The organism is Bacteroides mediterraneensis, from assembly GCF_025993685.1.
In the GTDB taxonomy this organism is placed as follows: domain Bacteria; phylum Bacteroidota; class Bacteroidia; order Bacteroidales; family Bacteroidaceae; genus Phocaeicola; species Phocaeicola mediterraneensis_A.
Map to the genome: position 1 here is coordinate 1,707,778 of NZ_DAJPEN010000001.1, position 14,316 is coordinate 1,722,093.

Sequence of the window (14,316 nt, forward strand, 5' to 3'; positions counted from 1 at the left end):
TTTTAGTCAAGTAAAGTTTATGTCTTCTTATTTGCCGATGGGTTCGTGTCCGGCAGGATGGGAATCCGGTCGGGCAATGCTGCTCCGCATGTCGGTATCGGCTTGGATGTTCTTCATCCGGTAGTAATCCATGATACCTAAATTACCGCTTCGGAAAGCTTCGGCCATGGCTTTGGGCACTTCGGCTTCTGCCTGAATCACGTTGGCACGGGCTTCTTCGGCTTTGGCTTTCATCTCCTGTTCCAAGGCTACGGCCATGGCGCGGCGTTCCTCGGCCTTGGCCTGGGCGATGTTCTTGTCGGCATTGGCCTGGTCAATCTGCAGGGAAGCTCCGATATTACGGCCGATATCGATATCGGCAATATCAATGGAAAGGATTTCGAAAGCGGTACCGGCGTCCAGTCCCTTGCGCAGCACGAGCTTGGAGATGGAGTCGGGGTTTTCGAGTACCGACTTATGGTTTTCGGAAGAACCGATGGAAGAGACGATGCCTTCGCCTACACGGGCCAATACGGTATCTTCACCGGCCCCACCCACCAGCTGGCGGATGTTGGCGCGTACGGTCACGCGGGCTTTGGCAATGAGCTGGATACCGTCCTTGGCCACGGCAGTAACGGGAGGGGTATCAATCACTTTCGGGTTGACCGACATCTGTACGGCTTCGAACACGTCGCGTCCGGCCAGGTCGATGCTGGTAGCCATCTTGAAAGAAAGTTCGATGTTGGCTTTTGAAGCTGATACCAAAGCGTGTACCACCTTTTCCACGTGTCCCCCAGCCATATAGTGAGCTTCCAGATCATCACGGGTAATGTTGCTCAGTCCGGCCTTGTGGGCTTCAATCATGGCGGGTACGATGACGTAGGGCGGCACGTTACGGATGCGCATCAGGAACAGCTGGATGAGCGAAATCTTGACGCCCGACACCTTGGCCGAGAGCCAGAGGAAGAAAGGCACGTAGTGGAAGAAAATGACCAGGAAGATGATGACACCTCCGGCCAGAATAAAGGGGAGATAAGCGGGATTAATCATATACGTTAGATTTAAAAGTGAATACAGGAAGAAGGGTGAACGTGAAGTTTACGCATGTTTCACGTACACCGTGGTCTCGTTGATGCGGACAATCTCTACCGGCGTCTTCTCGTCGATGAATCCGTCGGCCGACTGCACCTCGATGATGTGTCCGTTGAAGTCAGCGTTGCCAATCAGAGTCAGGCGGGTGACGCTTATACCTTTGTCACCGGGTTTCAGGTCCATTCCCTCAAAGGGAGAGGGACGGTAGTCGAGGGTTTTCTTCAGCGACAGGCGGTCGACGGTCTTGGAACGCATGAACCACCACGTCACGCCGATGATTCCCAGCAGAGAGACGCCGATGGTGAGGAATCCGGCCTGTGAACCGAGCGAGGTAAAGGCAGAATAGATGGCATAAAGGATGCACACCGCAGCTCCGACTCCCGCCACGCTGATGCCGGGAATCAGGAAGACTTCGATGGCAAAGAGTATCAGGCCTCCGATGATGAGTGCGATGATAATCAGTGTTTCCATGGTATGTGTATATTTTTGTTAGAGGTTCTTCAGTTTCTTGATTTCCGTGTTCCGGATGTCAAGAGTAAGCGCCTCAATTTCTTCGCGCAGCTCTTTCACCCGTTTTTCGCGGTCGAGGATACCCGGTGTCAGCTTGTTCTTCAGCTCCGTATTGCCCGATGCATAATTGGTCCGAATCTGTACGAGGGCCTCATTCATGGCCTCCAGGTCTTTTTCTTTCTGCTGGAGCAGCTGGTATTTTTTCCGTGCATCTGCAGAATGGAAATCAGCGAGGGTGTGATAAATGGCATTGTCATCTACCACGAAGCGGAAATCACCTTTCTTTTGGGTCTCGTTTTCACCATACATCACTTGCGCCAGTTGTTGCTTGGCTATCCGGACCTTATCGGCATCACTCCAAGTGTTCCGGATGCCGTTCAGCATCGCTACATTGGTCAGCAATTCGGAATCAGTCGTATCATAATCATACACCCGCTTTGAACTGTTAGGGGCAAAGACATACACACAGACTTTGCCTTCCGGCTGATAACGGTCGGAAGCGAACCATCCCAGGTCGTTAAAGTCGTCGATGGCATACATATAGTCGTTAAAAGGAGAATTGAACGGGAACCCCATATTGTCCGGCTTCAAATAGCTTCCGTCTTCCGAGTCATAACGGGTAATGAAAATGTCATAACCACCCAGGCTTTCTTCTCCCTTGGCCGCAAAATAAAGAGTAATACCGTCGGAATTGATAAACGGATAGTTCAAGTCGGTACCTGCTTCGTCCAAACCATTGACTTTTTCGGGTACTCCCCAGTCACCTCCCAGTGTGACACTGGTGTAGAGGGCTTTCTGACCTGTTTCTGGCACACGATGGGAGAGGATTTTCTTATCCTTCATTCCGTTAGTGAATTCCGTACAGTCGCTTTCGCCAGTAAGCCCCACCTTTCCGGATTCTTCGTTGATTTTATATGCCTGAAGGAAGTTGTTCTTGTCGACCACAAAGCTGTCGATGACGGCCACGTTCTCCACGCCCCGCATCATGCGGGCTCCCATGCGGTAACGGTTCATCAATGCTTCCAAGTCGGAAGTGTCGCGGTTCTTACGTTCCATCCAATAAATGTGGTCTTCCAGATTTTCGATGGCTTCGTCAAAACGGTACAAGTCGAAATAGGCTTTGCTCAGGTAGAGAAAGCCATTGATTACCTTGCGTTCGGCACTTTTCTCCAGATAGGGTACAGATTCCTGCAATTCGCCGGTCTCGTAGCAGCACGCACCGTACCAGAAGTTGTAGTTGGCGTTCGAAGGAGATTGTTTCACCAAGCGTTGGAAGACGGGTTTCGCCTTGTCAAACTGCTTGTCGTTGAACCATTTCTGTGCTTGGCTTAAGGTCTGTGCGGAAACCCCTCCGGCACAGCAAAGAGCCAATAAAGGGAGTATGTATCTTTTTTTCATCGTTTCTGTGTCTAAAAGTTTCTCAAATGTAGGAATATTCTGGGAATTATACCATTTTCTGTTCCCAATTTTTCTCTTTACGTGAAACTTTGCGCGTTTCGCTTTTGCGAATATAACAAATAATGTGTATTCCCGTCACGATGCAGTTCATAAAAAAGCGTAACCACTTCCCGTTATTCGGACGTTTTTCGTAATTTCGCCGCCGTTTTTAGTAGCATACGTATGGGAAAAATGACGGAAGAAGACCGCCTGATGCGCCGCATCAACCAGCGGTTCATGAAAGGGATTATGAAATACAACCTGATAGAGGAAGGCGACCGAATCCTGGTGGGCCTTTCGGGGGGAAAAGACTCACTGGCCTTGCTGGAGTTGCTGGCTTTGCGTTCACGCATCTACAAACCCAAATTTTCGGTGGTAGCGGCTCACGTGGTGATGAAGAACATCGCCTACGAGTCCGACCAGACTTATCTGCGCGAATATGCCGAGAACCTGGGGGTACCGTATGTGTGCTATGAAACCGAGTTCGACCCGTCGACCGACAACCGGAAATCTCCGTGTTTCCTGTGTTCGTGGAACCGGCGGAAGGCGCTCTTTACCGTGGCCAAGGAGTACGGATGCAACAAAATCGCGTTGGGACACCACATGGACGACATTCTGGAGACTTTGCTCATGAACATGACCTTCCAGGGGGCTTTCAGCACCATGCCGCCGCGGCTCGTAATGCGCAAGTTCGACATGACGATTATCCGTCCCATGTGTCTGGTACACGAAGCCGACCTGAAAGAGATGGCCGCTCTCCGTGGTTTCCGCAAGCAGGTGAAGAATTGCCCGTATGAAAAAGACTCCCATCGTTCGGACATGAAAGAGGTGCTGGCCCGGTTGGAAGCCATGAATCCGGAAGCACGTTACAGCCTGTGGGGGAGCATGAACAATATCCAGCGCGACCTCCTTCCGGCAGAGGGTGACGAGGATTCACTCGGATAAGTCTCATTCAGGGGTATTCAGTACTACCTGCTTACCCGTCATGGTGATTTTTCCTTCGGCAATCAGTTCCGAAAGGGCACGGGCCAGTGACGGACGGGCTACTCCCAAAATAAAGGCCACTTCCTGCTGGTTGTGGATACCGCCGTGCATTTGCAGGTAGTTCAGCAGGCGTGATTTCAGGCTCTGCAAGGCGAATTCATTCAGCTTGCGGCTCAGAAACAGGCTCCGGTCGGAAATGATGGCGATAAAATTCCGCATCACAGCCGGCTGGGCATGCATGAAAGCCTCGAAACGGGTACGGTCCATGACGAGTACTTCACAGAGTTCTGTGGCTTCCACATTCACTGGAAAACGGTTCTCCGAGGCATAGATGAAGGCCGGAGCCAGAATGTCGGGCGCCTTGATCCAGTCGATAGTGAGCTGTTTGCCTTCTGCATTTTCCATTTGCGTCTTCACGTTCCCTTTCATCAGAATAAACAAGGAACGGCATGCGTCTCCCTGACGGGCAATATATTCTCCTTCTTTATATGTGCGCAAACTGTTCGGCGCCTCACGCAGTAGTTGGTGAAGGGCTTCTGCCTCGCATCCTTCAAAGAGGCTCATTCGTGTCAAAACTTCGGTATGCATCTTTCTTTTAACTTTTCTTTGGGTTCCGTGTCACATAGGTGACAGAAATCCCGCGGGGGATTCCTCATCTTTGCGCAAACTTAATGAAAAATCAACAATAACCCAAGAAAGAATATGGAAGGAAACATGTTTTGCTACCAGTGCCAGGAAGCTGCCAAGGGCACAGGATGTGTGTTGAAAGGTGTGTGCGGAAAGAAAGATACCACCGCACGTTACATGGATTTACTGCTGTTTGTGGTGCGTGGAGTATCCGTAGCCGCCGATGCCTTGCGTACGAAAGGCCTTGAGGGGGAAGCCGACACGAATGGTTTTGTCACCGACGCGCTTTTTTCTACGATTACCAATGCCAATTTTGATGACGAAAGTATTCTGGCCCGTGTGCGCAAAGGCTTGGAGCTGCGCGACCGCTTGAAGGCACGTGCTGCCGATGCCGGCATCGCCTTGCCGGAGGTGGACGAACTGACCTGGAACGGTGGGGAAGCGGACTATCTGGCCAAATCGGCTTCCGTAGGGGTACTGAGAGAACCGAACGAAGACCTTCGCTCGTTGAAGGAGCTGCTGATGTACGGGCTGAAAGGTATGGCTGCTTACCACGAACATGCCATGCGACTAGGCTTTGCCGATGAAGCTATCCATGCGTTCATGCAATCGGCGCTGGCCCGCATCACCGTACAGGCAATGGAAGCCGATGAACTGGTGGCGCTGGTTCTCGAATCCGGACAGCACGGGGTGCAGGTGATGGCGTTACTGGATCAGGCGAACACCACCCGCTATGGTCATCCGGAACTGACAAAGGTGAACATCGGAGTAGGCAAGAATCCGGGTATCCTAATCAGCGGACACGACTTGCACGATTTGGAAGAGCTGCTGCGCCAGACCGAAGGTACGGGAGTGGATGTGTACACGCATAGCGAGATGCTTCCGGGACACTATTATCCGGCGTTCAAGCAATACAAGCATTTTGTGGGCAACTACGGAAACGCCTGGTGGAAGCAGCGCGAGGAGTTTACGGCCTTCAACGGTCCGATTGTGTTCACCACCAACTGTATCGTGCCGCCACTGGAGAATGCAACGTACAAGGAGCGGATGTTTACGGCCAACTCGACAGGTTATCCCGGCTGCAAGCACATCGCTACGGATGCCGAGGGACACAAGGATTTCTCGGAGGTCATCGCACTGGCCAAACAATGCCAGCCACCTGTGGAACTGGAACAGGGAGAGATTGTCGGTGGATTTGCTCATAATCAGGTGATGCAGTTGGCCGACAAGGTGGTAGAAGCGGTGAAGAGCGGAGCCATCCGCAAGTTTGTGGTCATGGCGGGATGTGACGGACGCATGAAGAGCCGCGATTACTATGCCGATTTTGCACAGGCCCTTCCGAAAGATACGGTCATCCTCACAGCAGGTTGTGCCAAGTACCGTTACAACAAACTGCCGTTGGGCGACATTCAGGGAATCCCTCGGGTACTCGATGCCGGACAATGCAACGACAGCTACTCACTGGCCGTGATTGCCCTGAAACTGAAGGAAGTCTTCCAGTTGAACGACATCAACGAACTGCCCATCGTGTACAACATTGCCTGGTACGAACAGAAGGCGGTCATCGTCCTGCTGGCCCTGCTGAGCCTGGGCGTGAAACACATTCACCTGGGACCCACATTGCCGGCCTTCCTCTCACCGAACGTAGCCAAGGTACTGGTCGAACAGTTCGGCATCGGAGGTATTACTACCCCCGAAGCGGACATGCAACTGTTCGGCATCTGATGACGGCTTAATAGGATTTCTCGTTGGCCAGATTCCAGGCATTGAGAAAAGAAGCTTTCGTGATTTCCACCACCTTCTCCCAGTTCAGCTTGTCTGCATGGTCGGAAGGCTGGTGGTAGTCCGGATGCCCATCCGTGTGATACCAGATGATGGGAATGTCGTGCACGGCAAACGAGGCATTGTCGCTTCCTCCCACCGGACGGTCCCAAGGACGGTAGTCGGGCTTCAGTTTCAGCTTGTAACGGACGATGTCGTCCTTCAGCCACTGTCCCAAGGCCGGATGCGCCTCCGTATAGAAATACACCACATGTTCGGGCTGTTCCGGGAAATGGTTCCGCCCGATCATGTCAAAATTCAGATAACCTTTAATCTCCTTCACGAAATCACAATGCTGCATGAAATACTGGGAGCCGAGCAAACCTTTTTCTTCTCCGTCCCAGAAGGCGATGATCACGTTGCGCAGCGGTTTCTTGCCACTGGCCTGAAAGGCACGGGCAATCTGTAGCACCGCCGACACTCCCGATGCGTTGTCGTCGGCTCCGTTGTAAATCTTGTCATCCGCCAGTGTCTCGTCAATGCCTAGATGATCGAAATGGGCACCGACCACTACATACTCGTCCGTCCGTTCTCCGGGAATCATTCCCAGCACGTTGGCCATCCGGAGGGAACGGTGTGTCAGCTGCTTCAATTGGGCGATGGAATCAGGATGTACCTGCCAGCGGCCTTTTTGCTGTCTTTCCTTGGCACAAGCCTCGAAGGGTTGATAATAGGAATCTCCGTAAAGAGGAGAAATCCCGGCTTCCTGAAGGCAGGAAACCAGATAGCGGGCAGCCACGCGCGAACCGTTCATACCGGCTTCACGTCCTTGCAGGGCATCGTCTGCCAGAAAGCCTACGATGGCTTCGGCCGAAGGTCGGTTAATACTTTGCAGGCCTTTTTCCACAGCAGTTTGTGCCTGCAGGAGAGAGGTACCGCATGAACCGATGGTCCATGCCAGTAACAGAGAGGTTACAGTCTTTTTCATAATGAGAGCAAAAATAGGGAGAACTTGCGAATTCCCCAATTTATTCTTCTGGTTTCTTCACGTAACAGGAGCCTGATTTCCTAAAAATTGAGGTTTACTCCAGCCATCACTGTGGTGCGCGGCATGGGATATCCGGCATTGATTTCGTATCGCTGGGCCAGCAGGTTCTCGCCACGTGCCCAGATGTCCAGCCAGCGGATAGCCCGGAAGGAAGCCCGTACGTTCCACAGCACGAAATCTTCTGTCACTACGGGGTCGGTCTGGGAAAACCGTCCCTTGCGGACACGGTTGGTCAGTTCCGTTTCCAAGGTATTATACGAACCGTAGCCCACATGCAGATGGGTGTTCACCCCGTCTTCCTGCATCCTCCGCGTCACGATGTTAATCACGCCGCCCATGGCGTTCGAACCGTACAACACCGAGGCTGGACCTCGTAACACTTCCACCCGTTCGGCTAGGAACGACTGGTAGGCATCGGCTATCGGATGACCGAAAATGCCGGCATATTGCGGATGGCCGTCAATCAAGACCATCAGCCGGGCCGTTCCTCCGCTCAGTCCACGCAGGGAGATGCTTCCCGCCGCCCCGTTGGACACGCCATAACCCATCACCCCGCGCGAGGTGACGAAGAGTCCGGGAACCTGCTCGGTCAGCACCGGCAATAAGGACGATTGCAGGGAGTGTTCAATCTGGGCACGCCCCATCACCGATACGGTCTGCGACAGATGGCGCACATCCGTCTCTTGGCGGGCACCGGTCACCACAACCTCGTCTATCTGGTGAATCTGGTTTGTAAGTGAAAGTGTATCGCGTGATGAGGTTTGGGCCATCCCCGCTTGACAGGCCAAGCTAATACCTATAATAGAAAGATATACTTTTTTCATTGATTCATTTTTGTTTGTGTTTCTTATGACGCACTACATGACTAAATGTGACAAAAGTAGTAAATATTCTTCCGTTTTGCCTTACCTGCATGACAGATAATCTTTTCTTCATCCCGGATAGAGATGCTTTTTCAGGCCGATGGAATTGCTTCCATGGGGGGGAATCACGAAAAAACAACCATTTTCTGAGACTTTTTAACCTCTTTCTATTTTCTTATTCTCCATACTTTTGCATCTAAAATGAAGAATTTTCTTGATATTTGTATAAAACAAAGGAATATGACCCCTTTAATGAAAGCAGCTCAAATTAAAAGATATTCGAAAGAAGTTCAAATCCACCTCAACTCACTTCCGATACCGGAAATCGGTCTGTCGGACGTATTGGTAAAGGTTCAGGCAGCCGCAGTCAATCCATTGGACCAGCTTATTCTGACCGGAGGTATCCGGGTGATTCAAGACTATCCCATGCCGTTGATTTTAGGCAACGAATGTGCTGGCATCGTGGAACAGACAGGTGCCGCTGTGACCCGCTTTAAAGCCGGCGACAAAGTGTATGCCTGTTTGCCCTTGGCCAAAATCGGGGCTTTTGCCGAATATGTGGCCATAGACCAGCACGCCTTGGCTTTTATGCCGGAAGATTGTGACTTTCTGACGGCTTCCGCCATTCCGCTGACAGGGCTGACGGCTTATCAGGCTTTTACGGAAGAACTGGAGGCGCAACCCGGACAAACGGTTTTGATTACAGGAGGTTCCGGAAGTTTTGGCGAGATGGCCGTACCCATTGCCAAAGCCTTGGGATTGCGGGTGATTGTGACGGGCAACGAACGGGCAAAAGCACATTTACTGAGTATAGGAGCCGACCGTTACATCGACTACCGGAAGGAGAATTATTGGGAAGTGCTGCCGGAAGTGGATCATGTGATTGATGGCATCGGAGCCAAGGAATTTGCTCACGAGCTGTCGGTACTGAAAAAAGGAGGACGTTTGTTGAGCCTGCGGACTGCTCCCAACAAGCAATATGCCGAACGAAACGGTTTTTCTTTCTTTAAGAAATGGCTGTTTGCCGCCGTAGGCGCTCCTTACGACCGCAAAGCCCGGAAACAAGGAAAAGAATACCGGTTCATGTTCGTGCGTGCCGATGGAGAGCAGTTGGAAAAAGTGACCCGCATCGTAGAAGAAAGGCATATCCGTCCCAGAATCGCTCCGCAGGTGTTCCATCTTGAGCAGACAGGTGAAGCCATACGTTTTCAGTCGCAGGGGCATCCCAACGGAAAGGTCGTGATTCGTTTGTAGTGTAACCGGAAATTATTCCATTTAAAATAGAAGAAAAATGAAATATTACGAGATTTGTTTCAGTCCCACGGGAGGTACACAGAAAGTGGCAGATGCTGTCACAAAGGGCTTGACCCAAAGTGCTGTCAAGATAGATTTGACCGATGCCAAGGGAAACTTTGACGGCATTTCATTGACGAAAGAAGACGTAGCTGTGATTGCCGTACCCTCTTATAGCGGGCGGGTACCCGAAACTGCCGCCGCACGTATTGTCCGTTTGCAAGGCCACGATGCCAGCGTTATTCTCATTTGCGTGTATGGAAACCGTGCCTACGAGGATACCTTAGTCGAGTTACAGGACATCGCACATCAGGCCGGATTTAAAGTGGTGGCAGCCGTAGCGGCCGTAGCCGAACACTCCATTGCCCGCCGTTATGCCGCCGGACGGCCGGACGAAGAAGACCGGACACAGCTTGCGGAATTTGCCCGTCAGATAGCGCAGAAAATCGCTTCCGGGGATACTTGCGAACCGAAGATTCCCGGTCACCGTCCGTACCGGAAAGCAGGAGCGACGGGAATTGTACCGAAACCCACAAAAGCCTGTATAAATTGCGGAGTGTGTGCCCGGAAATGTCCCGTAGGAGCCATCAATCTAATGGACTCCCAGAAAGTGGACAAGAAAGCCTGCATCTCTTGTATGCGTTGTGTAGCGGTCTGTCCTCATTCTGCCCGCAAAATCAATGGTCTGATGTTGTTTCTGGTCAATGCGATGCTCAAGAAAGCCTGTTCCCAGCGGAAAGCGAACGAACTTTACCTGTAGTGATATTAAGATTATTCGTAAATGCCGTGCTGATAGTCAGACAGGTATTGCGAACAAGTCTTGCCAGTCTGCTGCTTGAAAAAACGCATCAGATGGCTGGGGTCGGAAAAATGGAAATCATCGGCCAGCTGGCTCACACTGCGGTTGGAGAATAGCAATTCATTTTTCAGTTCCTCCAACAAGCGTTGTTTGAGCAGATGGGAGGCAGATACGCCGAATTGAGCCATTACGGCATGGTTCAGGGTAATTCGGCTGATATGGAGCATGTCGGCATATTCTGTCACCCGCTGCATCTCCCGTATATGCTGTTCAAGCAGTTCCTTGAACTGATAGGCGTAGTTGTTTTTAGGAACATCCATGGGAAGATGGTAAGTGGAAGCATATTCACGGTTGATTACCAGTAACAGGTAATACAATACAGCTACAATCAGGTTGTAGCTGTCGGCAGTGGGATATTGCAGTTCCTGCTTGATTTTCTCCAGCAACTGCATACATTCCCTAAACAACGATTGGGAAACGGGTGACAGGTAAGGAGGGGTATCCGTCTGGTAACAATACAGCAGACGGTAGGCAAAGAACTTGTCGGCAATGAAAGTACGCATGAAATCCTCTCGGAAGATAAGAAAGGTATAGTCCAAAGCTTCTTCCTCTACGTGCCATTCCTGTTGCTGGTGCGGAGAGAGAAGTAGCGCCATGTCATCATGCAGTGCTATTCGTTTATTGTTCAGCACCAGAAAACCGTTGGCTTTCCGGAAAAAGAAAAATTCGAAGAAATCCGTCTTGAAGGTCGGATTCTCAGTCAGTACTCCACAAATCTCACTACTATGTCCGGTATTGATATAGAAATCCACGCCGCATTGGGTCTTGTTGAACGGGACGTTGACAAGTCTTTCCGGATTGAGATTTTTCTTTTTCATGACTTTTCCAAATTGTTTCACACGCAAAGATAAAGAATGTAATTATCAAAATGGCCTGTTTCCCTTCTTTTTGGGTATGAGGAGTGAAACAAAATATACCGACTTTTGCGATGAACAAAAAAACAGAAGGCTATGGATAAAAACAAGACAGCAGTTATTCAATTGGGGCGCAATGCGACATTGAAGATTCATTACGCAGGCAAGTGTATATTGGTCAATCCGGTGTTGGCTGAAAAATAAATATAGTATTATAAGCGATGGATACAGAAATCATTCAAGAGATTGAAGTGCAGAGCGTCATGACCAAATCCTCTCTGCCCGTTGGAGGTTATTCGGTGAACCCGTACGTGGGTTGCCCGCACGCCTGCAAATATTGTTACGCTTCGTTCATGAAACGCTTCACCGGACATACTGAACCGTGGGGCACGTTTCTGGATGTGAAGCACTGGAAACCGATAGCGAACCCGCATAAATACGATGGTGAACGTATTGTGATAGGTTCCGTGACGGATGGATACAACCCCTACGAAGCCGAATTCCAAAATACTCGCCGTCTGCTAGAAGAACTTCGCGGTACACAGGCCGAACTGATGATTTGCACGAAGTCCGACCTTGTGCTGCGCGACCTGGACCTGTTGAAGCAATTCCCCAAGGTCACGGTTTCCTGGTGGGTCAACACACTGGATGAGGAGTTTCGTGCGGACATGGACCGGGCAGTCAGCATCGAACGCCGCTTGCGTGCGATGCAGCAGGTCTATGAGGCAGGCATCCGTACCGTATGTTTCGTGTCGCCTATCTTTCCAGGCATCACCAATGTGAAGGCGATTATCGAAGAAGTAAAAGGATATGCCGATTTAATTTGGCTGGAAAACCTGAATCTGCGTGGGCAGTTCAAAGGAGAAATCATGGCGTATATCCGTGAGAAGCATCCCGCACTCTTTCCGCTGTACGAGGAAATATACAACCAGAAAAGACTGGATTACTGGAAAGCCTTGGAAGAGGAGATTTCATCCTATGCCGCACAACAAAGCTTTCCCTATCGGGTAAACGATTTGCCCTACGGACGTTCCGAAAAAGGGAAACCCGTGCTTGTCAACTATTTCTATCACGAAAAAATCAGACTGAACCGATAAGATGATTAAATACGGCGTTGCAAGGAATCTCATTCCTTTGCAGCGCCGTATTTGCGTTCAAACACCTCCGTATTCCGGTTGCCCCATTCAATCATGGCATCGATAATCGGCAGCAGACTGCACCCCAACTCGGTCAAGGCATATTCCGTCCGCAAAGGTACTTCATGGTAGGTGGTTTTGGAAACGAGTCCGTCTTCTGCCAGTTCCTTCAACTGAATGTCGAGCACCCGGGGCGTCGCTTCCGGGAAGAGTTTGTGCAGTTCACTGGGACGCAACGCCCGATGCCGGAGTTCATCCAGCATACACGATTTCCATTTGGAGTCTATCAGGCTCATGGTCAGCCGGAGCGGGCAGTCCAGGTCCACAGGTATCTTTCTTTCGTACATGGTTTCTAAAGAGTAAACAATTACACAATCGCAAAGATAAGGATAACTCCCGAATCCCCTGCATACCGAATAATTTTTCGGTAGGTGAATAATTTTTCGGTACTTGTATGAACCGTTCCCATCGCCTACATTTGCAGCAGTATAACCTCCTTAAATTATGGAATATGAGAGCAAGTATTGAAGAGTATGAAGCCGTGGAAGAAGCGGCCCTGAAAATTACTGTAATTACCGGAAGCCCTCGCAAGAAGGGCAACAGTTTTGCCATGACCGAGGCGTTTGTGAAAGCCGCCGAACAGCGCGGTCATACCATCCAACGTTTTGATGCCGCTTTTCTGAAGATTGGCGGATGCCATGCCTGCATGACGTGTTACAAGACAGGAAAAGCCTGTTCTTTCGACGACGATTTCAACCTCATAGCCCCGGCCATCCTGGAGTCGGATGCCGTAGTATTTTCCATGCCGGTCTACTGGTATTCCATCCCGGCACAAATTAAAGGTGTCATCGACCGCCTGTTCTCGCTCGTAGTGGGCGGAAAAGACATTGCCGGAAAGAAATGTGCCTTGATTACCTGTTGTGAGGAGGAAGATCCTCACGTCATGGACGGTGTACGTATTCCCTTGGAGCGTTCGGCTGCACTGCTGAAGTGGGACATGGTAGGAGAGGTGCTGGTGCCCGGTGTATTGAACGAAGGGGAAATTGAGAAAACCGACGGCTGTCGGCAAGCTGCCGCATTGGCTGAAAAATTCTAATCCGTTTTTCAGATTTGTGTCTCCGTCGCGAAACAAAGGCCTTCATTCTTTGAGAAGAAAGAAGTCCTGTAATTCACGACGGAGATTTTTTTGTCCACCTGCTTCACCGCAAGTAACGGCCGACAGTATCATATACTTGGACCGCCCGATTCATTCAGGCGATCCTGCAGGATGTCGTCCATCTGCTCCTTGGCCCATTGTATCAGCCCGTTCAGATGGGGAAGCAAGGATTTTCCGCGGGGAGTCAACGAATATTCCACCTTGGGCGGTATCTGTGCATATACTTTCCGGCTGACCAGTCCGTCTTCTTCCAGCGTGCGGAGAGTGACCGTCAGCATCTTCTGGGAAATGTCTGGAATCATGCGACGGAGTTCACTGAAACGCATCACCGGAAACTGTTCCAAGGTAAAAATAACCAGAATCGACCATTTGTCGCAAATACGGGACAGCACGTTCCGAATCGGACAGTTCCTGAGGTAAATATCGTCATTCCGTTTGTTCTTATCCATATCAAATAGTTCTATCGGTTACTCTACAAAAGTACAAATAAAAAGTAAAAATGCAGCGGGGAATTTCATTTTGCTGTTAAAATGCTTGTTTAAATATCTTTTTATTTATAATTTCGTGAAAACAATATTTATAATGCTATAATTATACAAAATATACAAATAAAATGATATCACAAGTATTAAATTGATAAACCTGGGATGTCTTTCTCCCAGGAACATGGACAAAAGAAATGGCTCGTTTGCAAAGGGGAAATCGAACGTAGCGCAA

Annotated in this window: 14 protein-coding genes and 1 pseudogene; 6 read left to right on the plus strand and 9 right to left on the minus strand. The window is 50.3% G+C overall.

Annotation, left to right across the window (positions count from 1 at the left end):
* Nucleotides 1–27: 27 nt before the first annotated feature.
* Genes floA through OIM59_RS07190 form a run of 3 tightly spaced genes read right to left on the minus strand, consistent with a single transcriptional unit; the run spans nt 28 to nt 2,979 of the window.
* Nucleotides 28–1,029 (minus strand): flotillin-like protein FloA, encoded by a 1,002-nt coding sequence (floA, locus tag OIM59_RS07180; RefSeq protein ID WP_072542551.1) that lies wholly within the window; start codon nt 1,027–1,029, stop codon nt 28–30.
* Between the two features lie 48 nt (nt 1,030–1,077).
* Nucleotides 1,078–1,542 (minus strand): NfeD family protein, encoded by a 465-nt coding sequence (locus tag OIM59_RS07185; RefSeq protein WP_299169108.1) that lies wholly within the window; start codon nt 1,540–1,542, stop codon nt 1,078–1,080.
* Nucleotides 1,543–1,560: 18 nt separating this feature from the next.
* On the minus strand, nt 1,561–2,979 hold the full coding sequence (locus OIM59_RS07190) for a CDC27 family protein (RefSeq protein WP_299169110.1): 1,419 nt from the start codon (nt 2,977–2,979) through the stop codon (nt 1,561–1,563).
* 222 nt (nt 2,980–3,201) lie between these two features.
* On the opposite strand from OIM59_RS07190, the gene OIM59_RS07195 reads away from it, so the two are divergent.
* Nucleotides 3,202–3,963, plus strand: a complete 762-nt coding sequence (locus OIM59_RS07195; RefSeq protein WP_299169112.1) for an ATP-binding protein — start codon at nt 3,202–3,204, stop codon at nt 3,961–3,963.
* A 3-nt stretch (nt 3,964–3,966) separates the two neighbouring features.
* On the opposite strand, the gene OIM59_RS07200 is transcribed toward OIM59_RS07195, so the two are convergent.
* Nucleotides 3,967–4,590 carry a Crp/Fnr family transcriptional regulator gene (locus OIM59_RS07200; protein WP_299169114.1) on the minus strand — a complete coding sequence of 208 codons (624 nt, stop codon included), beginning with the start codon at nt 4,588–4,590 and terminating at the stop codon, nt 3,967–3,969.
* Nucleotides 4,591–4,704: 114 nt separating this feature from the next.
* On the opposite strand from OIM59_RS07200, the gene hcp reads away from it, so the two are divergent.
* Nucleotides 4,705–6,354 carry a hydroxylamine reductase gene (gene hcp / locus OIM59_RS07205; protein ID WP_299169117.1) on the plus strand — a complete coding sequence of 550 codons (1,650 nt, stop codon included), beginning with the start codon at nt 4,705–4,707 and terminating at the stop codon, nt 6,352–6,354.
* Nucleotides 6,355–6,361: 7 nt separating this feature from the next.
* On the opposite strand, the gene OIM59_RS07210 is transcribed toward hcp, so the two are convergent.
* On the minus strand, nt 6,362–7,378 hold the full coding sequence (locus OIM59_RS07210) for a M28 family metallopeptidase (protein ID WP_299169122.1): 1,017 nt from the start codon (nt 7,376–7,378) through the stop codon (nt 6,362–6,364).
* Nucleotides 7,379–7,641: 263 nt separating this feature from the next.
* A pseudogene (locus OIM59_RS07215) lies at nt 7,642–8,262 on the minus strand (TonB-dependent receptor); the annotation flags it as partial.
* Between the two features lie 279 nt (nt 8,263–8,541).
* On the opposite strand from OIM59_RS07215, the gene OIM59_RS07220 reads away from it, so the two are divergent.
* Nucleotides 8,542–9,555 (plus strand): NADP-dependent oxidoreductase, encoded by a 1,014-nt coding sequence (locus tag OIM59_RS07220; RefSeq protein WP_299169123.1) that lies wholly within the window; start codon nt 8,542–8,544, stop codon nt 9,553–9,555.
* A gap of 37 nt (nt 9,556–9,592) precedes the next feature.
* Nucleotides 9,593–10,354: an EFR1 family ferrodoxin gene (locus OIM59_RS07225; RefSeq protein WP_299169127.1), complete on the plus strand. Its 762-nt coding sequence runs from the start codon at nt 9,593–9,595 to the stop codon at nt 10,352–10,354.
* An 11-nt stretch (nt 10,355–10,365) separates the two neighbouring features.
* Here the strand turns inward: OIM59_RS07225 and OIM59_RS07230 are convergent, their stop codons facing one another.
* The gene (locus OIM59_RS07230; RefSeq protein WP_299169129.1) at nt 10,366–11,271 is read right to left on the minus strand and encodes an AraC family transcriptional regulator; all 906 of its coding nucleotides are present in this window, start codon (nt 11,269–11,271) and stop codon (nt 10,366–10,368) included.
* Between the two features lie 257 nt (nt 11,272–11,528).
* Here OIM59_RS07230 and OIM59_RS07235 point away from each other — a divergent pair, with 257 nt between their 5' ends.
* On the plus strand, nt 11,529–12,404 hold the full coding sequence (locus OIM59_RS07235; protein ID WP_303895963.1) for a radical SAM mobile pair protein B: 876 nt from the start codon (nt 11,529–11,531) through the stop codon (nt 12,402–12,404).
* 29 nt (nt 12,405–12,433) lie between these two features.
* On the opposite strand, the gene OIM59_RS07240 is transcribed toward OIM59_RS07235, so the two are convergent.
* The gene (locus tag OIM59_RS07240; RefSeq protein ID WP_022354549.1) at nt 12,434–12,790 is read right to left on the minus strand and encodes a helix-turn-helix domain-containing protein; all 357 of its coding nucleotides are present in this window, start codon (nt 12,788–12,790) and stop codon (nt 12,434–12,436) included.
* Between the two features lie 164 nt (nt 12,791–12,954).
* On the opposite strand from OIM59_RS07240, the gene OIM59_RS07245 reads away from it, so the two are divergent.
* On the plus strand, nt 12,955–13,539 hold the full coding sequence (locus OIM59_RS07245; RefSeq protein ID WP_299169135.1) for a flavodoxin family protein: 585 nt from the start codon (nt 12,955–12,957) through the stop codon (nt 13,537–13,539).
* A 128-nt stretch (nt 13,540–13,667) separates the two neighbouring features.
* On the opposite strand, the gene OIM59_RS07250 is transcribed toward OIM59_RS07245, so the two are convergent.
* The gene (locus OIM59_RS07250; RefSeq protein WP_303895965.1) at nt 13,668–14,048 is read right to left on the minus strand and encodes a helix-turn-helix domain-containing protein; all 381 of its coding nucleotides are present in this window, start codon (nt 14,046–14,048) and stop codon (nt 13,668–13,670) included.
* Nucleotides 14,049–14,316 lie beyond the last annotated feature (268 nt).

Coding starts and splice junctions, on each gene's coding strand:
- floA (WP_072542551.1), bottom strand. CDS start 1,029: ATGATTAATCCCGCTTATCTCCCCTTTATTCTGGCCGGAGGTGTCATC.
- OIM59_RS07185 (WP_299169108.1), bottom strand. CDS start 1,542: ATGGAAACACTGATTATCATCGCACTCATCATCGGAGGCCTGATACTC.
- OIM59_RS07190 (WP_299169110.1), bottom strand. CDS start 2,979: ATGAAAAAAAGATACATACTCCCTTTATTGGCTCTTTGCTGTGCCGGA.
- OIM59_RS07195 (WP_299169112.1), top strand. CDS start 3,202: ATGGGAAAAATGACGGAAGAAGACCGCCTGATGCGCCGCATCAACCAG.
- OIM59_RS07200 (WP_299169114.1), bottom strand. CDS start 4,590: ATGCATACCGAAGTTTTGACACGAATGAGCCTCTTTGAAGGATGCGAG.
- hcp (WP_299169117.1), top strand. CDS start 4,705: ATGGAAGGAAACATGTTTTGCTACCAGTGCCAGGAAGCTGCCAAGGGC.
- OIM59_RS07210 (WP_299169122.1), bottom strand. CDS start 7,378: ATGAAAAAGACTGTAACCTCTCTGTTACTGGCATGGACCATCGGTTCA.
- OIM59_RS07220 (WP_299169123.1), top strand. CDS start 8,542: ATGACCCCTTTAATGAAAGCAGCTCAAATTAAAAGATATTCGAAAGAA.
- OIM59_RS07225 (WP_299169127.1), top strand. CDS start 9,593: ATGAAATATTACGAGATTTGTTTCAGTCCCACGGGAGGTACACAGAAA.
- OIM59_RS07230 (WP_299169129.1), bottom strand. CDS start 11,271: ATGAAAAAGAAAAATCTCAATCCGGAAAGACTTGTCAACGTCCCGTTC.
- OIM59_RS07235 (WP_303895963.1), top strand. CDS start 11,529: ATGGATACAGAAATCATTCAAGAGATTGAAGTGCAGAGCGTCATGACC.
- OIM59_RS07240 (WP_022354549.1), bottom strand. CDS start 12,790: ATGTACGAAAGAAAGATACCTGTGGACCTGGACTGCCCGCTCCGGCTG.
- OIM59_RS07245 (WP_299169135.1), top strand. CDS start 12,955: ATGAGAGCAAGTATTGAAGAGTATGAAGCCGTGGAAGAAGCGGCCCTG.
- OIM59_RS07250 (WP_303895965.1), bottom strand. CDS start 14,048: ATGGATAAGAACAAACGGAATGACGATATTTACCTCAGGAACTGTCCG.